17 protein-coding genes are annotated in these 22,628 nt (G+C 61.8%); 6 read left to right on the top strand and 11 right to left on the bottom strand.

The features are described from left to right. Window positions 1–31: 31 nt before the first annotated feature. Complete coding sequence (locus tag ACO59D_RS06655; RefSeq protein WP_485126307.1) at window positions 32–2,149, bottom strand: efflux RND transporter permease subunit; 2,118 nt, start codon at window positions 2,147–2,149, stop codon at window positions 32–34. A 175-nt stretch (window positions 2,150–2,324) separates the two neighbouring features. On the opposite strand from ACO59D_RS06655, the gene ACO59D_RS06650 reads away from it, so the two are divergent. Then, complete coding sequence (locus ACO59D_RS06650; RefSeq protein WP_165443517.1) at window positions 2,325–2,915, top strand: TetR/AcrR family transcriptional regulator; 591 nt, start codon at window positions 2,325–2,327, stop codon at window positions 2,913–2,915. Window positions 2,916–3,031: 116 nt separating this feature from the next. Further along, window positions 3,032–4,447 (top strand): hypothetical protein, encoded by a 1,416-nt coding sequence (locus tag ACO59D_RS06645; protein ID WP_485126306.1) that lies wholly within the window; start codon window positions 3,032–3,034, stop codon window positions 4,445–4,447. 146 nt (window positions 4,448–4,593) lie between these two features. Here ACO59D_RS06645 and ACO59D_RS06640 read toward each other — a convergent pair whose 3' ends face one another. The 3 genes from ACO59D_RS06640 to ACO59D_RS06630 all read right to left on the bottom strand — a co-directional run bounded on the left by ACO59D_RS06640 (window position 4,594) and on the right by ACO59D_RS06630 (window position 6,485). Further along, complete coding sequence (locus ACO59D_RS06640; protein ID WP_485126305.1) at window positions 4,594–5,208, bottom strand: phosphoheptose isomerase family protein; 615 nt, start codon at window positions 5,206–5,208, stop codon at window positions 4,594–4,596. 357 nt (window positions 5,209–5,565) lie between these two features. Next, a complete protein-coding gene (locus ACO59D_RS06635) occupies window positions 5,566–5,760 on the bottom strand; it encodes a hypothetical protein (protein WP_485126304.1) in 195 nt (64 codons plus the stop codon). A 116-nt stretch (window positions 5,761–5,876) separates the two neighbouring features. After that, the gene (locus ACO59D_RS06630; protein ID WP_485126303.1) at window positions 5,877–6,485 is read right to left on the bottom strand and encodes a hypothetical protein; all 609 of its coding nucleotides are present in this window, start codon (window positions 6,483–6,485) and stop codon (window positions 5,877–5,879) included. 548 nt (window positions 6,486–7,033) lie between these two features. Here ACO59D_RS06630 and ACO59D_RS06625 point away from each other — a divergent pair. After that, a complete protein-coding gene (locus ACO59D_RS06625; protein ID WP_485126302.1) occupies window positions 7,034–8,194 on the top strand; it encodes an iron-containing alcohol dehydrogenase in 1,161 nt (386 codons plus the stop codon). A 107-nt stretch (window positions 8,195–8,301) separates the two neighbouring features. Here the strand turns inward: ACO59D_RS06625 and ACO59D_RS06620 are convergent, their stop codons facing one another. From ACO59D_RS06620 to hpdB, 4 genes are all read right to left on the bottom strand, one after another. Beyond that, window positions 8,302–8,913 carry a DUF4125 family protein gene (locus ACO59D_RS06620; protein ID WP_130811013.1) on the bottom strand — a complete coding sequence of 204 codons (612 nt, stop codon included), beginning with the start codon at window positions 8,911–8,913 and terminating at the stop codon, window positions 8,302–8,304. 103 nt (window positions 8,914–9,016) lie between these two features. Further along, window positions 9,017–10,369 (bottom strand): MFS transporter, encoded by a 1,353-nt coding sequence (locus tag ACO59D_RS06615; RefSeq protein WP_485126301.1) that lies wholly within the window; start codon window positions 10,367–10,369, stop codon window positions 9,017–9,019. A gap of 118 nt (window positions 10,370–10,487) precedes the next feature. Then, window positions 10,488–10,763 carry a 4-hydroxyphenylacetate decarboxylase small subunit gene (hpdC, locus tag ACO59D_RS06610; RefSeq protein WP_130811011.1) on the bottom strand — a complete coding sequence of 92 codons (276 nt, stop codon included), beginning with the start codon at window positions 10,761–10,763 and terminating at the stop codon, window positions 10,488–10,490. A 45-nt stretch (window positions 10,764–10,808) separates the two neighbouring features. Continuing rightward, window positions 10,809–13,538, bottom strand: a complete 2,730-nt coding sequence (hpdB, locus tag ACO59D_RS06605; protein ID WP_485126300.1) for a 4-hydroxyphenylacetate decarboxylase large subunit — start codon at window positions 13,536–13,538, stop codon at window positions 10,809–10,811. 295 nt (window positions 13,539–13,833) lie between these two features. Between hpdB and hpdA the strand changes: the two genes are divergently transcribed. Then, a complete protein-coding gene (gene hpdA / locus ACO59D_RS06600; RefSeq protein ID WP_485126299.1) occupies window positions 13,834–14,826 on the top strand; it encodes a 4-hydroxyphenylacetate decarboxylase activase in 993 nt (330 codons plus the stop codon). A gap of 50 nt (window positions 14,827–14,876) precedes the next feature. On the opposite strand, the gene ACO59D_RS06595 is transcribed toward hpdA, so the two are convergent. The 3 genes from ACO59D_RS06595 to ACO59D_RS06585 all read right to left on the bottom strand — a co-directional run bounded on the left by ACO59D_RS06595 (window position 14,877) and on the right by ACO59D_RS06585 (window position 18,372). Continuing rightward, complete coding sequence (locus ACO59D_RS06595; RefSeq protein ID WP_130811008.1) at window positions 14,877–15,779, bottom strand: response regulator; 903 nt, start codon at window positions 15,777–15,779, stop codon at window positions 14,877–14,879. Window positions 15,780–15,783: 4 nt separating this feature from the next. Beyond that, the gene (locus ACO59D_RS06590) at window positions 15,784–16,527 is read right to left on the bottom strand and encodes a LuxR C-terminal-related transcriptional regulator (protein ID WP_485126298.1); all 744 of its coding nucleotides are present in this window, start codon (window positions 16,525–16,527) and stop codon (window positions 15,784–15,786) included. A 609-nt stretch (window positions 16,528–17,136) separates the two neighbouring features. After that, the gene (locus ACO59D_RS06585; RefSeq protein WP_485126297.1) at window positions 17,137–18,372 is read right to left on the bottom strand and encodes a diphosphate--fructose-6-phosphate 1-phosphotransferase; all 1,236 of its coding nucleotides are present in this window, start codon (window positions 18,370–18,372) and stop codon (window positions 17,137–17,139) included. 167 nt (window positions 18,373–18,539) lie between these two features. Here ACO59D_RS06585 and ACO59D_RS06580 point away from each other — a divergent pair, with 167 nt between their 5' ends. Next, complete coding sequence (locus ACO59D_RS06580) at window positions 18,540–20,486, top strand: YidC/Oxa1 family membrane protein insertase (RefSeq protein WP_485126296.1); 1,947 nt, start codon at window positions 18,540–18,542, stop codon at window positions 20,484–20,486. After that, a complete protein-coding gene (locus ACO59D_RS06575; RefSeq protein WP_485126295.1) occupies window positions 20,479–22,608 on the top strand; it encodes an alkaline phosphatase family protein in 2,130 nt (709 codons plus the stop codon). The genes ACO59D_RS06580 and ACO59D_RS06575 overlap by 8 nt, the downstream gene beginning before the upstream one ends. Window positions 22,609–22,628 lie beyond the last annotated feature (20 nt).

Raw genomic sequence — 22,628 nt, 5'->3', positions numbered from 1 at the left:
TTGTCCTCACTCCAAACGTGTGTGGTGGATGCTAGGCTGCCGTTGAGTCCGGTAGCGTCTGGTTCGAACCCTTGCCGGACTCCTGGTAGAAGCCAATCTTGTAGCTGGTGTGGCACACAAAGCCATCGAGCAGCTGGAAGAGGAGCGGCAGTATGAAGAAGATTTCGATGACGGAGATGAGCGCACCACGGGCGATAAGCTCGCCCACCTGCTGAATCATGGGGCTTGAGACGGCAACCGTGATGCCCGCGCACGCAAGGATCAAGATGGAGCTCGACGTGATGATGGGCTGGGCGGTCTTCTCGACAGACTGGGACGCTGCATCCTTCTTGACCATGCGCTTGCGCCGTGCGAGATACTCCTCGGTGAAGATGATTGCGTAGTCCACGGCTGCGCCAAGCTGGACAGCGTCTATCACAAGGAATGCCACAAAGTTGATTGTGTCGCCCGCAAAGTAGGGTACGGCTTCGTTGATCCAGATGGAGACCTCAATGGCGCTCACCAGGATGATGGGAATCGAGATGCTCCTGAACATGACGAGCAGCACGGCACTAATGGCGAGAATGGAAGCCATCTTGACGGTGGTGCTGTCTGTTGTGGTGACAGACTTGATGTCTGCGTAACTCACGGCGTTGCCCACGAGCCTGTAGTTGTCGCCATAGTGGCTCTGGCAAAGACTGCGCACGGTATCCACCAGGTTAAAGGCGCCCTTGGACTCGTCGGGGATATTCGAGGTGAGCACGATGCGGCTCCAACCATTGTTGAGGAGCTGCTTAACCTGGCTCTCATCGGCAAGCTCGGAGGGGAGGGCAGAACCCGCAACGGTGGAGTACGAGAGCACGCTCTTGGTGGTTGGCAGTGTCTTTAGGTCATCGACCAGGCTATCCTCTTCTGCCCAGTTGCCCTCGGGTATCATGATGGCCCACGTCTGGGACTCGCCAAACGCATTGTTGATGATGTCGCCATCGATCTTGATTTGGGAGCTTTGGGCAATGTTTGCGGCCGAGCCATACGTGAAACTAACGGCGCTTGACGCCTTGAACGCAGGGACGGCAATCACCAAAGCGATGATGAGTGCAGGTACGGCTCCGGCACGGCATACCCTGGCCAAGCGGTTGAAAGATGAGAAGAACGGCTTGTGCGAGGTCTTCTCGACGGCTTTCCTCATGTTGTAGAGGATGCAAGGCATGAGTAGCGTAATTGAGAAGAACGAGCACACGATTCCCTTTGCCAGCGCGATGCCCATGTCGGCGCCAATGAGGAACTGCATGGCAGCAAGCGAGAGGAACCCAAAGAACGTGACGGCTGCCGAGGAGAGAATTACGGGGAAGGATTTGGTCATGGCCTTCACCATGGCCTCGAATTGGTCATCGGTATGCTGGCTGTAGCGACCAAAGTTCGTGAGTAGCACAATCGAGTAGTCCATCGAGACTGCCAGCTGCAGCACGCTTGCCACAAGCTGCGTGATCGAGGAGATGGTGCCGCGAAAGATGTTGGTGCCCATGTTGAGGGCGATGGCCACGCCAATGGTGAGAAGCATCACAATGGGGTGCAGGTAGCTCGTGGTGTTGAGCATGACCATCACGAAGACCACTATCACGGCGATGGTCAAAATCTTGGCCATGTCGGTATTGATGGTAGCGAGGTTTGCCGCATCGCTTACGGCCGAGCCATCGATTGCCACGGTCTGCGCGCCGGGGATTGCCTGCGCCATGGAGCGGATGGAACCTATCTCAGACTGGTCCACGCTACTGGTGAAGACGCACTGATAGAGGTACCCCTTGCCGTCGTACCACTCTTTGACGGTGTCTGCGCCAGCAACTTCGAGCGGCTCGTCTAGGTCGACCTCGTCGCCGAGCCAGGTAACGGAGGTAACGCCAGGCTGGCCCTTGAGCTGCTCGTCAAACGAGGCCGCATCCACTTGGGAGATTCCCGTCACATAGACTCGTGCGTTTGTGATGTCGTTGCCGTAGATCTGCTTCATGGCATCGAGGTCTTGCGATGACTTTGCATTGAGTGGCAGGTAGTCACTCATGTTGGCATCGATTTTCACCTGGGGGATGCACGCCAGGCACAGGCAGGTGAGTATCACAAAGACCGTGATGACCAGTCTCCTGTGGCGAAGCACTCCGCGAAACAGCCGCTCCATCTCATTTCTTCTCTCTTTTATATTGGCCATCTGTATGTTGTAAAACACATGGCTGTTTTCTACCCAGGTTCAATTATCATGAATGTTACAGAGAGACTTCGGGTCACCGCAGCATTCACTTCGTCCGGACTTGTACACTAGCTTCGTCATCTGTTGTACTTTGGAGGGGGCACGAATGGCAGAGAGGGCCATGAACAGAAATGCGCAACGCTCCATACGCCTGCTCAAGGAGGCGTTCATGGAACTGCTCGCCGAGAAGTCCTACCAAAGCATCACGGTCTCCGACGTGGCTCGCAAGGCAGACCTTAACCGTGGCACGTTCTATGCGCACTTTGACAACGTGGATGACCTCATGAGGTCTGTAATGGCAGACGCAGCAGACAGGATCTCGGAGTTTCTCTCGAAGGCGGTGGAGACCGGTTTTCTCGAGGACCCCATGCCCGTGCTCACGCAGGTGGGCGACTACCTCGACCAGAACAGGGAGCTCACGCGCAAGCTCGTAGAGTCGAGAAGCGTAGAGCCATTTGTCTTTGCGCTTGAGGCCCGCTTTCGCGAGTGGGTGCAGCGGCGCATCCCCGTGCGTACGCCGCAGGAGAAGAGCGCCAGCGCCGTGCTCACCGACTACGTGGCCGGAGGCGTGCTGCAGACCTACCGGTCATGGATCGTGGGAGACTGCCCTGGCGTAGAGATTGGGGAGATAAACAAGTACCTCTGCGAGTTTGTGCGCTCGACAGGCGCGGGGCTTCAGGGGCTGCGCCTGGGATGAAGCTCTAATCTTGCTGCCCGCTTGCGAGGTCTTCTCGCACGCTCTTCGCTCGGCTGTACCGATGCGGGTTGCAATGGCGCACAATAGACGCATTGGGCACACGAGACGGAGGCAACATGGAGACCAAGGACTTCACCCTGCATCACGACGGTGTGGACGGGGACTTTGATGTGACGCTGTACGGCACCGCTGGGCGGCCGATCATTGTGTTCCCCGAGGGGGACTCCTCATGTGCAAGCTGGGAGGAAGGCGGCATGGTCGATGCCTTGGCCAGTCTCATCGACGCTGGCCGCGTGCGTCTCTTCTGCGTCGATTCGGCCGATGGCTCCAGCTGGTATGCAGGTTGTGCTCCCGTGGACTACCGCCTGGCGAGCCTTGGTGGGTACTTCGACCTTGTCGAGAACGAGCTTCGCAGGCTGGTGCGCGACGAGGCGCCCAACACCGAGGCGCCCATCGTTACTGGCGCGGGCATAGGTGCGCTCAACGCGACCATAGCCATGCTGCGTCGGCCGGATCTTTACGGCGGGCTGCTTGCGCTCTCGGGCACCTACGATGCCGCATGGGTCGTGGGAGATGCCATGAGCGATGGCTGGCGTGCCTTCTCGCCCGTTGATGTTGTGCGCGGCCTGGGAGACAATCCGCTGCTGGTGGAGGCTCTGTCTGAGAAGCTGCTGACGTTTGTGTGCGGTACGGGCGCTGGCGAGGAGGGCGGAGAGACCCAGCGCACGCTCCAGGGCGAGCTTGCCTCCGCGGGCGTGGACGCGACCTTCGAGTACTGGGGCACAGATGTCGACCACAGCTGGGGCTGGTGGCAGGAAGAGGCCCGGCAGCTTCTCCCATGCCTGCTCGACGAGGGCGGGTTGCAGCGCAGGCATGCAGCTTCGGTTGTGGGAGATGCTCGTGCGGCTGCAAAGGCTGCGGGCGTGGACCTTGCCGGTGCCGGTGAGAGGCTTGAGCAGGCAAGGCATCACCTCGACGAGACGCGTGGCGCGCTGACCGCGGCAGAGGAGCGCAGCAAGGTAGAGCGGCAGTCTGTCTTGGGGCGCAAGAAGGAGGCGGAGCGCCTCGCCACTGTTGCGCGTGATGCGTGGGCTGAGAAGGACCGTCTTGCCGCACTGCTCGAGGATGCCATTAGGAAGGGAAACGAAGCCCAGGCAGAGGCCGATAGGGCCGCGGCAGAGCTCTCTTCTGCGGAGTGGATTGCGGGCGAGGCCGAGGCTGCCGTCGCGGGCGCGAAGTCCGGACTTGCTGCGGCGAGCGGCGAGGCCGAGCGGGCCAAGGAAGCCGTCAAGGCAGCGCGTGCGCGCGAGGCCGAGGCAAAGGCCAAGCTGCAGGCCGTGCTCGACGAGGCGGGCGCGGCGAAGCCGGCCACGGTGCCAGCCGAGAAGAAGCCTGCCGCCAAGCCGGCCGCCGCGCCGGCAAAGAAGCCCGCTACGAGGAAGAGGCCTGCCGCCGAGAAGAAGCCTGCGACCAGCACCAGGCGGTCCTCTCGCACGCGCAAGGCCCCTGGCAGCGAGGGCAAGGCCAACTAGGTCGCGCGCAATACACACGAGCAAGGCCATCCGCCGTCACACATTCGTGTGCGAATGTGTGACGCACGCAGGTCGTCACAGAAACGTCGACGATTGTGTTGCGGTCTGCAACACAATCGTCGAGTCACGGCCGGCCAGGACACTCCCTAGAGCAGCGGGTCAAACGCACGCGCGTACTGTGCGAACAGTCGGTCGAAGAAGTACGTGACCCCAAAGGTCGCATAGATCCGGTGGAGCGACGAACCCTCGCTTGCGTCTCTGCCTATCGCCAGCACGTCGTCGAAGATGGCGTGCAGCTTTGGGTCCTCGCTTGCCGTAACGATGACCTTGTAGGCGCGACAGCGCTCGATTGCCGCACGCTGCCTGCGGGCAAAGCCATTCGAGGTTGTCACAACAATGAGCAGGTCACTGGGAGTGAGCGTGTCGATGAGGCCCACGCTTGGCGAGTCTTCGGACACAAGGTGGACGATTTTGTCCTCAACGAGCATGGCCTGCTGGAACTCGCGCAGCGCCAGTGTCGACGACTCCGTTGAGAAGACCACGATGCGCTCGCACGTGTTGAGCGAGTTCACGATGGGCAGAAGGCCGCCTCGAGTGACGAGCCCGTCTATCTCGGTGTATATGGTGTCAAGGTCTTTGTGCAGGTTGCGGTGCTCATCCCTCTCGGCCCAGGCATAGACAAGGTAGTGGCGGCGCAAGGCGTTGAACTCATCATCGGAAAGTTTGCCCGCCTCCCTGATGTGGAAGCCAATCTCGCTCATGCTGCCTCCTGGGTCACTGGGTCGACAATCTGTGCAGACAAGAACAGTTTACGCATCGCGTGCGATGTTCGTGCCCGCTTGCCCGAACGACCCCGCAAACGTGATATAGACCGGCAGGCGTAGGTGCTAACAGGGCCTTGGTTTCGTTGATTCCCAAGCCGCCCGCAACAAATCATTGCGCGTTCTCTTACCATACCTACGATATCATGCCAGTTGGCTCTTAATAGCTGAGAATGAGCGCGCAATACTTGTCGGCGGAGAGGCCCTATCGGCACCACGGGCACAGCCGGTGTCGCGGGCCTTCTCGCGCGGCTGCAGGCACTGCCTGCCGCCACTTCCCACGGCGCACCTGCCTCCCTACAGGACCATCTCCGCCTCGATAACCGTTGGGTTCTTGAGCCTTTGGAACTCTGCCTGCTCTCGTCCAGGACCTCGTTCAAGCAGTCCGCGCGCGTAGCGGCGTCCCTTCTCCCAGGCGAGAAGGGACCAGATAAGAGCCTGCCTCCTTCTGCAAACGGTTCGCGAGGCAAGTGCGAGGCGGCTCTCAGACATGCCCCATCCAGAGAAAGGCTCGATCGCTCGGAACACCTCGGGTATCAGAGCGTCGAGGCCGTGCCTCTCGTAGAGGTCTTCGCTTGTTGCCGGGGGCACCGCAAGCCCCTGAGCAGTCAGTTCCCGGTTGCGACGCAGGTCACTATGACCTTCTCGCGCACCGAGCCCTGCGTCTCCCTGAGGGCTTCAGCCGCCCTGGCATCCCCTGGCGCCAGCGCGTAGGACATGGCTGTCTTGGCCACACCATCCAGGCCAAGGTGGCGGAGGCTGTCGTAATTGATGCCAACGCAGGTCTCGGGAACGAGAATGTCTGGCACGCGAGATGCCCGCGCTCCGGCGCGTGCAGGCTCGTCTGGCGCCACCTGCCTCTCGTTGAGAATGAGCCGTCCCATTCCGTATCCAAGGTACTCAAACGGAAGGGTCATGAGAGCTGCGGCCACCGCTTCTGCGGGAGACCAGGCGTTGTCGGCAACGTACTGGAGCATGCGTTTTGATTGCGCAATGCCGGGAAGGCCCTCGCATTGCGAGAGGGACCGCTCGATCTCCTCGACGGTCGTTGCTGGTGGCGTGCCAAAGGCTGCGGCTCCACCACGAGGATCCAGGGGGTTTCTCGAAAAACTGCCCGTGAGCTCGTAGCCGAGAAGTACCTGCACCTCCGGCTGCATGACGGCGCCCATCTCAACAAAGACGAGCTTGGGGGAGGCAATGCGAAAACCATTCCCCACGTCGAGGAATGCCTGTGCAGGGAGAGGGGCTTGGTGGATGACAGACGAGAAGGCCTTGGACCGGATGCGCTCACCTGCGCTTCTGTGCTTGCCACGGCAACACTAGACGAGCGCTTGCCCCACGCCTCGCGCGAAAGCCCCAGGCTAGAAAGGTCGACGCAGCTTGCGCTCCAGCGGCACCGTTTCTCTGGTGGCTTTGGCGCGGCGGTGCTCGTCCTTTTTAGTGAGGAAAGACCGTGTGCACGTCAGGTACCGTGCCACTTCTGATTGACCTGATTACAGCAAGCACACTGAGGCAATCAGGCGTGAGGTTCATGGGACCTCCCAAGCGTGCTCCGAGCTTCCCCAAAAACTATTGCGCACTATTTTACGGTAACGGTGATGTCTCACCAGTTGAGATCGAGAACTGTGAATCAGCGCACAATAACTGCCGTCAGCGGGACCCGGAGTCGGCTGGGCGACCAAGAATCTGCTGCCGAGACGCGCTACCATAGGGCCATCGCGGGCGCCTGCGGACTGGCGCACACAGGTACGAGAAGGGAAGCAGCATGTACGACTTCACGTTCCACGTTCCCACCACCATCCACTTTGGCAAGGGCCAGATCTCTCACCTCTCCGAACTTGCCCAGTACGGCAAGAAGGCCCTGCTCTGCTATGGCGGCGGCTCCATCAAGCGCAACGGCATCTACGACGAGGCCCTGCGCATCCTCGGCCAGGCGGGCGTCGAGGTCGAGGAACTCTCCGGCGTAGAGCCCAACCCCCGCATCGAGACCGTCCGTCGTGGCGTCGAGACGTGCAAGGCCAAGGGCGTTGACATGGTGCTGGCCATTGGCGGCGGCTCCACAATCGATTGCGCCAAGGTGGTCGCGGCAGGTGCCCGCTACGACGGTGACCCTTGGGACCTGGTGATTCATCCTGATAAGATCGCCGCCGCGCTCCCCATCTTCTCGGTGCTCACGCTCTCTGCCACCGGCTCCGAGATGGACGCGTTCGCCGTGATTTCGGACATGAGCAAAAACGAGAAGTGGGGCACTGCTGCCGAGTGCCTCAAGCCCACGATGTCCGTGCTTGACCCCACCTACACCTTTACCGTCTCGCGCCGCCAGACGGCAGCGGGCACGGCGGACATGATGAGCCACACGTTCGAGAACTACTTCACCATGGAGCTAGGTGCCTATGTCCAGCAGCGCATGGCCGAGGGGCTTCTTCGCACGATGGTTCACTACGGCCCTGTGGCGCTTGAGGAGCCGGACAACTACGAGGCCCGCGCCAACCTCATGTGGGCGGCCTCGCATGCCATTAACGGCCTGGTAAACGCTGGCGCGGCCAACGCATGGTGCGTGCACCCCATGGAGCACGAACTCTCCGCGTTCTACGACATCACCCACGGCGAGGGCCTGGCCATCCTCACACCCGCGTGGATGGAGCACGTGCTCTCCGTCAAGACCGCGCCCATGTTTGCGACGTACGGTCGCAACGTCTGGGGCCTTCAGGGCACAGATGACATGTCCGTCGCACGTGATGCCATCGCAAAGACCCGCGAGTTCTTCTTTGCCACTATGGGCATGCCGGCCGACCTGCGTGCTGTTGGCATTGATGACGAGAAGAACTTCCGCGTGATGGCCGAGAAGGCCGCCGCTGGCAGCAAGGGTAGCTTCGTTCCCCTCACGGCCGATGACATCGTGGAGATCTATCGCGCGGCGCTCTAACATCAGCGCGGAAGGCGTTCGCAGCAAGCGCCCCTCCCGGCACTGGCCGAGAGGGGCGCGTTGCATTGGGCGGACTAAGGCAGACCAGGGCCCTGCAGCACTGCTCCCTACAGTACGGCGCCCTTGTAGTTGGCCTCGTAGGCGCCAGAGAACCCCAGCTCGAAGGCAGCTCCGTCGTAGGTCTGGAGGTTGGGGTTTCTCCCCGCGCCCCAGCACCCAAAGGCCCAGGTGCCGTACTCGTCTATGGTGCGCTGCGAGTAGGACATGAGTTCTGCCCTCAGGCGAGACTCGTACGATGGCGAGCCAGGCCGGTCCTCCTCGGATATGAGGGCCCCCAGGCGAGAGGTGAAGCGTGGGACGGTCTCCCGCGCGCGAACCTCCCAGATGAGCGAGAGCTTGGCGACGAGGTCGACCCGCTCGCAGAACTCGTAGGGCTTGGGCGGCAGCATGAGATGGGCGTCGGGACGGTATGAGGTGCCAAAGAGATAGGCAGCCCGCTCCAGCACGATGGACTTCTCGCATGCACGGGCGTTCTCGAGGTCCTGTAGGTATGCCTCTAGGAGAGGCTCCGGCCACAAGGCAAGCTGAGACGAGCGAAAGCGGTTGAGCACCAGTCCCAGCGACTCGGCATTGCACGGTGGGCTAGGCTCCTGGAGCGCGCGCTCGAAATCCTCGTCCTCCCGGCTGAGCACGGTCTCGACAAGCTCGGAAACAGACATGAGCCTCGCCTCCTTAAAGGGTGACGTGTTCGCAGTGAGAGAAAGGGGCGCCAGCCGAGCTGGCGCCCCGTGGGGGAGTGTCACGTTTTGTGCGGGGTGGCCCCTACTCGCCCTCGACCTTGCCGGGGAGCAGCAGTGCCGAGATGGTCGATACCACGTACGCGCCGATGCCAAAGTAGAGCGCGGGCACGTAGGACTGGAAGGTGTCGAACAGGAAGGCGCCCATGAAGGTGCCGAACGACGGGCCGATGCCCATGATGATGAGCGTGGCGAGGCCCCAGATCTTGCCGAGGGAGGCGCCACCGAAGACGGTGCCGGCGTAGCCCGCAGCGCCGCCGGGCTCGATGCCCCAGTACACGGCGAGAAGGACCATGCCGATGACGACGACGGGCAGGCTGCCAGAGAGGGCGAGGAGCACGCCCGCGATGCCGAAGAGCGGGGAGATGACGAGCATCATGCGGCGGGCCGGGCGCTCGACGCCCATCTTCTTGACGAGCGCATCGGACGCCTTGCCGGTGAGCGGCATGGTGAAGATGCCCGCGAGACCGATGACCATGTAGATTACGTTGGCGAGGGGCATCCCCAGGAGCGACGGCTGCGTCCAGCCGAGGTCCACGGTGAAGTAGCGCACGATCTGCGACCAGATGAGGAACTCGCCCATCACGGCGAACATGAAAGCGAAGATGTCGCACCAGAGGGCGCGGGTCCTGAAGGCCTCGCCGAGAGTCCAGACCTTGGCGGGCTTGGCCTTGGTGCCCTTCTTGGGGAGGGAGTCCAGGCCGAAGGGCTTCGCGCCGACCTTGTCCGGCATGGGCTTGGCGACGGAGGCGGCGATGAGGAGCATGACCGCCATGATCACGGAGAGGACCTTCATGCCCATCGACCAGCCGGCGGTCTTGAGGACCGGGGAGACAACGATGGTGAGTAGCAGCTGCGCCATCGGGGCGCCCATGAAGGCGAGGCCCCACTTGGTACCGTACTCGGTTCCCACGTACCACTTGCGGCAGGAGATTGTGGACGAGACCCACAGCATGCCCGTGCCCACGCCGGCGAAGATGCCATAGGTCACGAGGTACACCGGGAACGACCAGCTCGCGCCCTCGGGGATGAAGGACGTGAGGAAGAAGCCGAGGAAGCAGCAGGCCGCGCCTATCGTGTAGGCGGGCTTGGTGCCCCTCTTGTCGATGAGGCCGCCCGAGAAGTAGGCGGTGATGGCGTAGAAGGTCATCATGAAGCAGTAGCCGAGCGAGGCCTGCGTCGAGGTCCAGCTCATGCCCTCCATGAGGGAGGACTGCATGATCGAGAACGAGGAGCGGTAGCCGAAGAGGCAGAAGACCGCGAGCCAGGCGGCGATGACGGTGCAGGTGCCGTACTTCTTCGCCGTCTCCTTGGTGATTTGCTCGGTCGTTGGCTCCTTGCCGGTCTCGCCGGACGTCACTGTTTGAGCAGCAGACATGGAAGCCACCAATCTGTTGAGAGGTATTGAGTCCGAGAAAAAACGTCCCGGGGAGCCATGGTTCCCCGGGACAAGATCCAATCCCTAGGGTTGGAGCATATGGGTGGTGCAGGTGAAGCTACGCTTCGACCTTCTCGGCCGCACCGCACTCGAACTTCTCGCAGTTCTTGGCGCCGTTGTCGGCAAATGCCCAGAACTTGTCCTCAAAGCCCGTGCAGGTTCCCATGTTCTGTTCGCCGGCCTGGTAGTGGCTGCAGAACTTGCACTTGAAGCCGGGGGTGAACTTGGGGCAGGTGGGCGTGTCGATCTGGACGGTGATGTCACCGTTGGCGTGGCAGATGCCCTTGGCCACGTCGATGGGGACGTAGTTTGCGCAATCAGAGTGCTTGCACATTGTGGAATTCCTTTCTCGAGAAGGTCGTGGGAGTGCGTAGCTGGACTAGATGGACTCGTACTCGGTACGGGCGATGACCTCGTCCTGGATGGGCTTGCCGATCTCGACCCAGTACTGAGTGAAGCCAGCGACGCGGATGAGCAGGGTGCGGTAGTTCTCGGGGTGAGCCTGGGCCTTCTTGAGCACGCGGGAGTCCACGATGTTGTACTGAATGTGGAAGCCGCCCTTGCGCATGTAGGCGCGGGTGAGGTCCAGGAGCTTGCGGGAGCCCTCAATGCCCTTGGTGGCGCTGGGGTGAATCTTGAGGTTCATCTGGGAGTTCTGCGACATGGCGTGATCCCAGCCCGTCGCGGACTCGAAGAGGGCGTACTGGCCATGGGTGTCGGTGCCGGGGTAGGCGGACATCGAGGCGTCGGCGAACGTTGTGCCCTCGAGACGGCCATCTGCGGTAGCGCCGGTGACGGCGCCCTCGGGGCCGTGCGTGGAGACGGACATCTGGCACACGTAGAGGGGCTCGGCGTACAGGGACTCGAACTTATGCGGCATCTCCTCGCAGAACCAGTGCTCCCAGTCGTAGAGCATGTCGTCGACATAGGGCTTGTCGTTGCCGTACTTGGGCGCACGCAGGCAGTCCGCGTGAATCTCGTCGTAACGGCCGTCATCGTCGTCGCGCTTCTCCTGGTCCTTCAGGGACTCGGAGCCGACCTCCTTGGACGTCTTGTAGCCAAAGTTGTGGTCGAGAGCGTCCTTGAGCTGGTCGAGCGTGTAATTCTTGTCGTCGTAGACAAGCTTCTTGATGGCTGCGAACGAGTTGATCTGGTTGCACATGCCGCAGCACTCGATGTTGAACGTGGCGTTGTAGCGATACCCCTTCTGGGCGATGCCAAGGCCGCGCTCGAGGCAGTTGGGCTTGAGCAGCGAGTTGACCATCGACGGCGTGAACTTGCGCCAGACGTCGTGCTGGATGTTCATGCACTTGTTGAGGACCTCGACGGACTTCTCGTAGTACTTCTTGTACTGGTCGACGAGTTCGTCGAACGTGTCGAAGGTGCGGTTGTGCGGCTCGAAGACCTGGAGGCCGGTACGATGGTCAAAGCCGTTGTTGAGCGTGAGCTCGAGGATCTTCGGGTTGTTCAGGAAGTGGACGCCAACGGAGGTGGGCTGGCCGGAGCCGCCGGGGATCCAGTAGAGCTTGCCACCGTGGCGCAGGGGCATCCAGGTGCCGGGCGAGGTCTCGAGGCAGCCGCCCACAGACCAGGCGCGGGACTCGCGGACGGTCATGCCCTCGTGCTGATACTGGTTCTGGATGAACTCCATGCCGATGCGGTTGTTCATGACGGCGGGGTAGCCGGCGCCGGTCTTGATGCACTCCATGCACTTGAGGAGGAACTCCTCGGGCGTGGCCTCGTCGTAGAGCAGCGAGAGCGTGGGCTGGGTGGTCTGGCACTTGATGCCGGCCTCGAGGATGAGCATCTCAAGACGGTTAGCGGCGGACTTGCCGTCGCGGTCGAGGCCGCCGATGCACACGTTGTTGAAGGTGTTGCCCGAGAGGACGCCGCCCACGACGCCGGTGCACGCGAAGGCGTCGATGCAGGTCATCTTGACGCGGTAGAGTTCGTTCCACTCCTCGGCCTCGGCCTCGGTGAGGCGACCGGCCTCGATGTCCTGCTCGAAGTACGGGTAGAGGACCTGACCGATGCGGCCGGGGGACAGGCCGGACATGGCGTCCTCGTTGAGTTCGGCGAGGTGCAGCAGATAGATCGTCTGGAAGGCATCCTTGAACGTCTTGGGCTTCTCATGGGCGAGAAGGTGCATGCGCTCGGCGATCTCCTGGAGCTCGGCACGCTCGGTCTCGTCCTCGGTGCAGGTGAGCAGGCGATCGGCCTCGCGACCGTAGTTATCGAACCAGGTGGACAGGCCACGGCAAAGCTCGGCCATGGACTTGTAGTAGTACAGGCGGTCCATGCCGGAGATGCCGTCTCCGCCAGCGTCGCCGGCGACCTCGCCCGCGCGCTTCTCGCAGTAATCGATGAGGCCGTCAAAGCCGTACTCGAGGACGTAGTAATAGTTCATGACCTCGCGGCCCTGCGGGATGGTGAAACCCGAGTCGAAGTTGCAGACCACGGACTTCATGATGTTTTCCTTGGTCTTGTACTCGGGGACCATCTGCTCGTACTTGCGGCCCACGTCCTCGACGGACTTGCCGGCCCAGGTGTAGGCCAGACGGTGCATGGCCGGGACGATCTCGCGGCGGACGCCATACTTGCCGCCTACGGAGACCACGTTGCCGAAGCTCTTTGTGACGTTGCCGCCGCCGGCGCCGAAGCGGGAGACCTCGGCGCTGGACTCGGCACCCGTGGCAAGGGCGGCCTTGTAGAGGTCGGAGTCCTTGTCCATGAAGAAGCTCTCGGTGAGCCAGGGCAGCGGTGCGGAGCCGCGATAGAAGCCGGCCTTGGCGCCAACGAGCAGCTCGTGCGGCCAGATGGGGGTGTCGAGGTGCTGGAACACGCTCTTCAGGCCGTAGGCGCGGCGCATGATGGGGACTTCGCCATCATGCTCCATAGCGGCGCGCGTGTACCAATAGGACTCCTGCATGTCGAGCGACGAAAGCGTGTCAAAGTAGATATTGCGCAGATAGTTGGCGCGCTTCGTGGGCTCCTTCTTGATCTCGCGGTCCTGGATTTCCTTCGGGGCCTCTCCGTTGGCCTGGCTCTCGAGCGACAGTCCTCTCTCTGCCAGGACCTCGGTCAGCTTCATCGGATGGAGTTGTGCCATTCTGACCTCCTCGATAGAAAACCATGACGGCTCTGTGCCGCCTCTTACCAACCGTCATTGTGCGTGGCCAATAGCAATTTGAGATGGGTCCAGGCTCGTGTTTGGCGGTCGTATCTTCTCGGCGTCCACTAGCGCCAAAGGTCGCATCTAGGACCAAAGTCGTATGTCCGTCTCCCGAATTCCGCCCGCCGACGGGACCTTGGCACTACGGACGAGATTCGCCCATCGCCAATAATCAAGGCCAAACGGACAGTTTCCAGGCTGTGATGTTTGCCAACGCGAGAGGAGACAGACGATGAGGAGAAGTCTTTCCGCACCATTGAGCGACAGGGACCGAGAGCTCAAGGGAAGGGTCTTCGACATACAGTCCTACAGCGTTCACGATGGCCCTGGCTGCAGGACGCTCATCTTCATGTCTGGCTGCCCCTTTCGCTGCAGGTGGTGCTGCAACCCCGAGAGCTTCTACAACCGGCAGGGCAAGCTCTATCGCGCCTCCAAGTGCGTGAACCGTGCCGACAAGCGCTGCACGCGCTGTATGGACGCCTGCCCCTACGGTGCCGTGAGCGACAACTCGCAGAGCCCGGACCACCCCATGAAGTTCGACTGGGAGAAGTGCCACGTCTGCACGACGTTCGAGTGCGTGAAGGCCTGCTTCGACGATGCCCTGGCCACGATATCCGAGGAATACACGGTCGAACAGATCATGCACATCCTCGAGCGTGACCGCCACTACTGGTCCGGCAACGGCGGCGTGACCTTCTCGGGCGGCGACCCCATGTTCCAGCCCGAGTTCCTTCTCGCCGTGCTGGAGCGCTGCGACGAGGCATACATCCACAAGGCCATCGAGACGGAGGCCTTTGCCGCGACGGACGTCTACCTCAGCGTGATGCGCCACATCGACTTTGCCTTCAACGACCTCAAGAGCATGGACACCGAGAAGCACCGCGAGTACACGGACATGGGCAACGAGCAGGTGCTGAAGAACATCCGTGCCTTCGCGAACTCCAACTGCGCCGCTCGCCTCATCCTGCGCACACCGGTCATTCGGGGCTTCAACGACACCGAGGAGGACTTCGACAAGATTGGCGCCTTCATGAGGGAGGTGGGCCTGGACGAACTCAACATCCTCCCGTTCCACCGTCTTGGCGTGAGCAAGTGGGAGGAGCTCTCGATGACGTACGCCTTTGCGGACGACAAGCCCACCGCGCCCGAGAAGCTCGAGAGCCTCCGTAAGGTGGTTCAGGGCCATGGCGTTAAGTGCTACGTGGGGAGCGAGACTCCGTTCTGATGTCGCTGCCGCGGGATGCGACGTGTCTCTCGCCGCATCCCGCGCGCGTTCTAGCCAAAGATGTTCGATATGAAGTCGTCCGCGACGAGGACGCGGCGCAGCGACTCGACCTCGTCGCGGTTCACGGAGCCGTCTGCGGCAATGCGGTCGAGCGCCTCCGAGGGGGCGTATCCGTCAAGAATCTCCTCGCAGAACATGAGTATGAGGGCGCATGCGCCGTCCGTCGTGGCATGGTCGACGTCGAGCGAGTAGCGCTTGCCCTCGTTCCCAAATACGCAGTCGAGTTCTATCCGGGCGTTCGTGCCCTCCCAGAGGTCGTCGAGGTAGGAGAGGACTTTCTCGATGGAGCCGTAACGCGGCACCAGGTCGAGCGTGAGGTTGACCATCTCGTGGACGATGGCCTGGGACTGTTGCGCGAGACCCACGTTCTGCGTGAGGACGTCGGTCCAGCGCAGCGCGTCGGACTTCAAGAGCGTGCCGTTGGAGCCAACGATCTCTGTGGGCGGTTCGGTGGCGTTGGTGGCCTGCTTGTCGGCCACTCGGAGCATCTGCTCGAGCGGCATCGATCGCTGCATCATGCGCTTGCCGCGCACGAGAAGCATCACCACGTAGTACAGCCGGTCGAAGAGTATCGGCTCGAAGGTGAAGATGTTGGCGCCGGCGCGGAATGCGGCGAGGCGCTCCTCGGGGGAGTCGTGCGTGGAGTAGATGACGACGGGCTGCTCGACGATGTTGTAGAGCTCGCGAAGGCGTCGGCAGGCCTCATACCCGCTCATGTCCTGCAGCTCCACGGAGAAGATCACAACGTCGATGCGATAGGTGCGAACGATGCGGAACGCCTCCTCGGCACGGTAGCAGAGGACGACGTTGCAGCCATATGCGCCGAGGCCATCCTTGAAACGTCGGCGCGCTTCTTCGTTGGAGCACACAAAGAGGAGCTTGGGAGGCCGCATGGCATCACACCGCCATGGTCTGGCGCTTGTCCGTGTCGAACGAATCCGAGTACTCGCAGATGAGCTGCACGCGGTTCTTCACCTCGAGCTTGGCGAGGATGCTGCTCATGTGGGTCTTCACGGTCTTCTCGCTGAGGAACAGGCGGTCGGCTATCTGGGAGTTGCTCAGCCCGTCGCACACCAGGATGGCAATCTCGTTCTCGCGCGGGGTGAGGACGGGCGAGAGGACGCGAGTGGGTGCGGGATTGCTGGAACCTGCCGTGGCGTCGAGGTGAATGTCGAGGAGACGGCAGATGCACTCGAGCCATGAGGTGGCGTTCTTGAACTCCCCGCGGCTGATGACGGGGATGTCGAACTTGGCGCTAAGCTGCTCGGAATGGGGGGTGTCGTCGAACACGAAGCCGTCGCAGCGCCACAGGGCGACGAGGCGTGCGTTGAAGAAGACGGGAACGGCAAAGGTAGTTATGCCAAAGTTGCAGGTCCTAAGCAGAGGGTCGAAGACCCGCCTGCTTTCAAAGTAGCGAACGACGTCTGCTGCGTCATACCCTGCAACGCCCGAGCAGTCATGGGGGACGCCCGATTGCACAAAGTCGCAGAAGTCGACTTTAAGCGAGGGGACGAGCAGGGGCTTGCCCTGTGTGTCGACGAGAAGAAGCGGTATCCGATAGTCTCGGACGAAGCAATCCTGGTAATCCTGGAGTGCACCCTTGCCGACCATGGAGACCCATCGGTCTGCGCTAATCTCCATGGGCTTCCGTCTTCCATTCCTTATGCTTCTCAGCATTGCACAAACCTCCCCCAGATGCCTATTTTGCACAATGCGACTGTCACCGTTCTGCGAATCCCCTCCTTGTGCGAGTAGCCCCCACCACTCGTCTGCGGAAGACAACATGCCTCCGCACTTTGCTTCCATTATGCCCTCTTCGCCGCTAGGCAGAGCTAATTGTTCGGCAAACGTGGCAATTGCGCCACGGCAGGCCCAGCGTAACGGTGTAGTTGGTGAGGGTTCGCCTCGGGATTCGTCACGGAATCGTCCTCGTCATCATTCTCTAGCGGTTTCCATGAGCCGAGGGTCGCGTTTATCCAGTTGCCGAGAAGGTCGAGTCACGGATTCCGCTAGAGAAGGGAGGTGGGGGGCCGGCGTTGCCCCGCCTGGCTCGCTGCCCGACCCCGGGAGCCCTCCCCGCTACACATTCGCATCCGAATGCGTGATCCGTGCAGGTCGATACACGTTCGGGTGACGAATGTGTATCGACCCCGGCCCTGCCCCGGAATGGAATCCCGCTGCCAGGCAACGGGATTCCATTGCCCGGCAACAAAATCCCGCGATGCCCCGCTCTTCGGGTAGCCCCGGTCACTACGCCAGCGGCGCCACGTGTGCCGGTACGCCACCCACGAACGAGAGCGACGGCTCGCCAGTGACAAGCGGACGTGCATAGCGCAAGAACTCCTCCGTTACGCCCATCCCGTCCTTGCTCACCATCTCTGCCGGCACACCCTTCACGGCATTTGCCACGCGATTCACGTCAACCAGGTTGTAGTGCACCTCGTAGGGGCTGTCGGACACGCGCTCGAGTGCGCTCATGACCCCAGACGCACCCCCAAGGGCAGCGTTGGTGCCGTACGCGCCAAGGCCCGCGGCCTCCGTGAGGTCCGTTTGGCTCGCAAGGTGCGCCGCGCAGCGCTGGGTGGTGCAGAGTTCGACCGCGCGCGTCTTGCACCCCAGCTCTTGGTGCACGAGGTCTGCAAGGTAGCGGCTCGTGCCCGAGAGCGCGGCTGCATGCCCAAAGGCGTCGAGGTGCGCCGTGGCGCCGCTCGCCTCGCACACGAGCGTGCCCTCTGGCGTGCGTACGCCCTCGCTTACCGCCACGACCACGGTGTTCTTTCTGACCATAAGGTCGGAGATGCGCTCGAGCAGCGTCTGCTCCACAAGGGGCACCTCAGGAAGGAGCACGAGGTCGGGCGCGTGGCCGCCAGCTTCTCCTGCAAGGGCGGCAGAGGCGGCAAGCCATCCGGCGTCGCGCCCCATGATCTCGACGAACGTGACGCTCCCAAGGTCGTAGACGTCTGCGTCGCATGCCAGCTCGTCCATCGTGGCGGCAATGAACTTGGCCGCGCTGCCGTAGCCGGGCGTGTGGTCGGTGAGGATGAGGTCGTTGTCTATCGTCTTGGGCACGCCCACAAAGCGAATGCCGGAGCCCATGGCCCTGCCGTAGCGGGAGAGCTTCGCGATGGTGTCCATGGAATCGTTGCCGCCAATGTAGAGAACCGCGCAGGCCCCAAGCTCGTCGAAGCGCTCGAAGAGCCTGCGATAGGGCGCCTCGTCCGTTGTCGGGTCCGGCAGCTTGTAGCGGCAACTGCCCAAGTAGCTCGAAGGCGTGTGGGAGAGAAGCTCGAGCTCTGCCGGGCTGCCCAGCCGCTCGTCAAGGTCAACCGTGCGTCCGTCGAGAAGCCCCTGGATGCCGTAGCGCATGCCTACCGCGTCAAGGCCGGCCGCGTGCGTGGCGCTCACGACCCCTGCGAGGCTTGCGTTTATCGCGGCGGTGGGGCCTCCGGACTGCCCGACCAGAACGGTAGTGCCAACAGCTGCCATGCCAAGCTCCTCTCGCGAACGTGCACTTCACCGAACGAGGATACCGCAGGCAGCGTGGACGCTGCGCCTCTCGGCGCGACTCTTGTAAGTGAGACGTCATGCATGGGCCCTCGCGTGGTAAGGTAACACGGTCCCAATGTCACCTGAAAATCCGGGAGTCACACACAATGTTCGAGGCTCTAGCGAACTTCTTCTCGCTTATCGTACAGCCGGCCTACGACCTCACCGGCAGTTGGTGGGCGGCAATCTTTATCTTCACCCTGTTCTCCAAGGTCATCCTGATGCCGCTTTCGGTGTGGTGCCAGAAGAACAGCATCGTGATGGTGCAGCTCATGCCGGAACTCTTCCGCATCAAGTGCCGCTACTACGGCGACCGCGAGACCATCGAGGAGAAGCAGAACGAGCTCTATCACGAGAGGCACTACCATGCCCTGCTCTCGCTCATCCCCCTCGCCATCCAGGTGATCATCCTCTTTGGCCTGGTGGACGTCATCCACTCCATCACAGATTCCGGCGCACCCGGCACCGAGTTCCTGGGCCTTGTCCCCATCGAGAACGGTGGTGCGTCGCTCATCATGCCGCTCCTCGCGGGTCTCTCGGCAGTCATCATGGGCTGGGCGTCTAACCACATCAACCCCCTCCAGCGCGAGCAGTCTCGTGCCGAGAAGAACACGACTAACGGCCTCTCCATTGCGCTCTCGCTCTTCCTGGGCTTCTACGTGGTGTGCGGCATGGCGTTCTACTGGGTGTGCTCCAACCTGCTCTCCATTGCGGTACAGGCGCTGTGCAACGTGATTGTTAAGCCGCGCAAGTACATCGACTACGAGGACCTCAACAGGGCGCGCGACGAGTTCAACGCCATCGAGGAGGCCACCAAGAGCGACCGCAAGTGGTACCAGCCGGATCCGCTTGCCCGCCGCGCCAAGGCAGACTACAAGCGCTTCTTCAAGATCGATGGCAAGCACCTGGCGTTCTACTCCGAGAGCTCGGGCTTCTACAAGTACTTTCAGGGTGCCATCGAGTGGCTGCTCAACAATTCCGACGTGCGTATCCACTACCTGACGAGTGACCCAGACGACCAGGTCTTTGACATCGCCAAGCGAGAGCCGCGCCTCATTCCGTACTTCCTCGACCAGAAGCGCCTCATCACCCTCATGATGAAGATGGACGCGGACGTCGTGGTGACCTCCCTCGGCGCACTCGACGTGTACTACATCAAGCGCTCCTACATCCGCAAGGACATCGAGTACATCTACATGTGCCACCACATGACCTCGATGCACATGACTGGCACCAAGCAGGAGTACGACAACTACGACACCATCATGTGCGTCGGCCCCCACCAGAAGGCAGAGATCCGTGCCATGGAGAAGGCCTACCACACGCAGAAGAAGAAGGTCCCCAAGATCGGCTACGACCTTCTCGACCGCGAGATGGCGGACTACGAGAAGATGCCGCACGAGAGGTACGAGCGCCCCATCATCCTCATCGCCCCCTCGTGGAACACGGACAACATCCTCGACACCTGCATCGACGACATGCTCGGCCGCCTGCTGGGCCACGGCTATCACGTGATCCTTCGTCCCCACCCCGAGTACGTGAAGCGCTACCGCCCGCGCTGGGAGGCGCTCGTCGAGCGCTACTCCAAGGTGAGTTCCGACGAGCTGACCATCGAGGCGGACTTCTCCGGCCACGGCTCCATCCTCGAGTCCGACGTGCTGATTACCGACTGGTCGACGATCGCCGAGGAATTCTCGTTCACCACACTGAAGCCGTCGCTCTTCATTGACACCCCCATGAAGGTCATCAACCCGGACTACGAGCAGGTTGGCATCACGCCCACCGACATCACGCTGCGCAACCAGATTGGCCGCTCGCTTGATCCCAAGGATCTCTCCGAGCTCGAGGGCGTCATCGATGACATGGTCACGAACTCCTCCGCTTGGAACGACAAGATCCGCCAGATTCGCGACGGCTTCATCTACAACCTCGGCCACGGCGGCGAGACGGCAGGCAAGTACATCCTCGGCGAGGTCCTCGCAAAGCAGGACGGCAAGGACATCACCGCGGCTGGCGCGTTTGGGACGGGGGATCAGGGCAGCGATGATGAGTAGCCGCTCCCTGAGGGGTGCGAACCGCACTGCTGGGCACCTGCTGGTCCTTGTGTGGGACGTCCTTGGCCTTGCTGCAATAAGCGCCTGCCTGCTCACGGCGATGGCCACCCCGGCCCTCGCGTACGTGGACCCCTCGGTCATGACCTACACCATCCAGGCGCTGGCCGCAGTGGCGGTGGCGCTCTCGGCGGTGCTCGGCGTGGCCTTCAGGCGCACCCGCAAGGCGCTCGTGAGGCTCCTCCGCATAGACGAGGGCGCGGGCCGCGTGGCGGAGCCCGCGGTCTCCCGCATCGACCCGGCCAGCAAGCCGGCCGCCGACGCCGCCGCCCGCGAGGCGCTCGCCTCGGTCGGCGTGTCCGCGCGCGGGGCCAGCGCACGCCGCCCGGCGGGCCTGCCCTGGCGTCGCCGCATCGTGCTCGCGCTTCTCGCCTGCGTGTTTCTCGCCCTCACGATGTTCGTGGTGGCACCGCTTGAGCTTGTTGCCGGCAGCTCCGACAGCCTCCTCTTTGGCGTAAAGCAAGTGTGGCAGGTTGTGGTGGTGGCTGGCCTCGCTATCGCAGCTGTTTCCGGCCTTGCCATCTCGGCAATTCGTGGGCGCGTCTTTGACGTGGTCATTGCCATTGCCGTGGCACTTGGCGTTGGCGCCTATGTGCAGGTGCTCTTCATGAATTCAAGCCTGCCAGTCGCCGATGGCAACCTTGTGGACTGGACCCAGTTTGCGTCCATCACTGGTATCAGCCTGCTTGTGTGGGCGGCGATCGTCGTCGTCCTTGTTGCTCTTGCGGTCAAGCGTCCGCGCGTGGGGAGGGCCGCTGCCGCAGCGTTGAGCGCTGCTCTGATCGTCGTGCAGGTTGCCGGCGTTGTTGACATTGTGTCTAAGGCGGCATCCGAGCCAGAGTCCATCACCATTACCGAGAAGGGCCTCTTTGACGTCTCGGGCAAGAAGAACGTGGTGTGCTTTGTGCTGGACATGACAGACACTGCGGATGCCAAGAAAGCATATGCCGACAACCCAAACATGCTTGACGGTTTGGATGGCTTTACCTGGTACCAGAACAGCACGGGTTCTATGATTCCCACACGCTATGGCATCCCTTCTCTGCTTACGGGCGTGCGGCCACAAAAGGGCGAGGATGCGGCGGATTTCCTCTCGTCCATGTACTCAGACAGCCACTTCTTGGATGATGTAGCGGCTCAGGGCTACACCACGGACATCTACTCTGACTCTGCGGATTGGATCGATGGCTGGAGAGAGTATCTAGGACAGCATGCCGAGAACTTCGAGAGTAACTCGGATGTTGCAAGGAGCGCCCTTGATTGGCAGAGTACCCTCCGCATTCTGTATCAGTGCGCGCTTTATCGCGACATGCCATGGATTGCCAAGCCATTCTTCTGGTTCTATACCGACCAGCTCAACCAGGGCATGGTCTCGAGCGAGGGCGCCTCGTCTCCCGACACCACGCCCTACGCCATCGATGATCCCGCATACTTCCAGAAGCTCAAGGAGAGCGGCCTAACCGTCAACGGCGAGAATGCCTCGTTCCGCTTCATCCACCTTGAGGGGACCCACTATCCCTTCATCATGGATGCCGAGGGCAACAGGGTCGCGGAGTCGAATGACTGGGAGTCCCAGATGGTGGGCGCGTTCAAGATCGTGCGCACGTATCTGGGCGAGCTCAAGCGCTTGGGGCTCTATGACAGCACCACGGTGGTCATCACGGCAGACCACGGCACCTGGTATCTCACGCCCGATGACCTCGATGGCGTCTCGACGCCCATCATCTTCGTGAAGCCCGCCCAGTCTGCCGAGGCGGATTCTGTGCCCTGCCAGATTTCCCAGCAGCCCGCGAGCCACTACGACCTTCAGGCAACGATGCTCAAGGGCATGGGTGCCTCGCAGGATGTGCTTGACCACTACGGTGAGTTCAACCAGGCAATCGAGGATCGCAGCGATTCCGCGGATCGCCTGCGCTACTACCTCATGACGACGAGCAACGGGAAACTGGACACCAGCTGGCGCGAGTACGAGATCTCGGGCGATTCCCAGGACTTCGCGAACTGGCGCCTTGATGGCAACGAATGGATCATCACCGACGAGGATGCGGAGCGCATCTGGCACTGACGTCGGTTCGAGCAGGAAAG

This window comes from Tractidigestivibacter sp., assembly GCF_057241865.1.
The sequence above is the reverse complement of the archived record's forward strand: the minus strand, read 5'-3'. Positions and strand labels throughout refer to the sequence as shown.

Bases quoted from the DNA above. Each gene is read 5' to 3' on its own strand.
- ACO59D_RS06655 (WP_485126307.1), bottom strand. From the start codon at position 2,149: ATGGAGCGGCTGTTTCGCGGAGTGCTTCGCCACAGGAGACTGGTCATC.
- ACO59D_RS06650 (WP_165443517.1), top strand. From the start codon at position 2,325: ATGGCAGAGAGGGCCATGAACAGAAATGCGCAACGCTCCATACGCCTG.
- ACO59D_RS06645 (WP_485126306.1), top strand. From the start codon at position 3,032: ATGGAGACCAAGGACTTCACCCTGCATCACGACGGTGTGGACGGGGAC.
- ACO59D_RS06640 (WP_485126305.1), bottom strand. From the start codon at position 5,208: ATGAGCGAGATTGGCTTCCACATCAGGGAGGCGGGCAAACTTTCCGAT.
- ACO59D_RS06635 (WP_485126304.1), bottom strand. From the start codon at position 5,760: ATGTCTGAGAGCCGCCTCGCACTTGCCTCGCGAACCGTTTGCAGAAGG.
- ACO59D_RS06625 (WP_485126302.1), top strand. From the start codon at position 7,034: ATGTACGACTTCACGTTCCACGTTCCCACCACCATCCACTTTGGCAAG.
- ACO59D_RS06620 (WP_130811013.1), bottom strand. From the start codon at position 8,913: ATGTCTGTTTCCGAGCTTGTCGAGACCGTGCTCAGCCGGGAGGACGAG.
- ACO59D_RS06615 (WP_485126301.1), bottom strand. From the start codon at position 10,369: ATGTCTGCTGCTCAAACAGTGACGTCCGGCGAGACCGGCAAGGAGCCA.
- hpdC (WP_130811011.1), bottom strand. From the start codon at position 10,763: ATGTGCAAGCACTCTGATTGCGCAAACTACGTCCCCATCGACGTGGCC.
- hpdB (WP_485126300.1), bottom strand. From the start codon at position 13,538: ATGGCACAACTCCATCCGATGAAGCTGACCGAGGTCCTGGCAGAGAGA.
- hpdA (WP_485126299.1), top strand. From the start codon at position 13,834: ATGAGGAGAAGTCTTTCCGCACCATTGAGCGACAGGGACCGAGAGCTC.
- ACO59D_RS06595 (WP_130811008.1), bottom strand. From the start codon at position 15,779: ATGCGGCCTCCCAAGCTCCTCTTTGTGTGCTCCAACGAAGAAGCGCGC.
- ACO59D_RS06590 (WP_485126298.1), bottom strand. From the start codon at position 16,527: ATGGAGATTAGCGCAGACCGATGGGTCTCCATGGTCGGCAAGGGTGCA.
- ACO59D_RS06585 (WP_485126297.1), bottom strand. From the start codon at position 18,372: ATGGCAGCTGTTGGCACTACCGTTCTGGTCGGGCAGTCCGGAGGCCCC.
- ACO59D_RS06580 (WP_485126296.1), top strand. From the start codon at position 18,540: ATGTTCGAGGCTCTAGCGAACTTCTTCTCGCTTATCGTACAGCCGGCC.
- ACO59D_RS06575 (WP_485126295.1), top strand. From the start codon at position 20,479: ATGAGTAGCCGCTCCCTGAGGGGTGCGAACCGCACTGCTGGGCACCTG.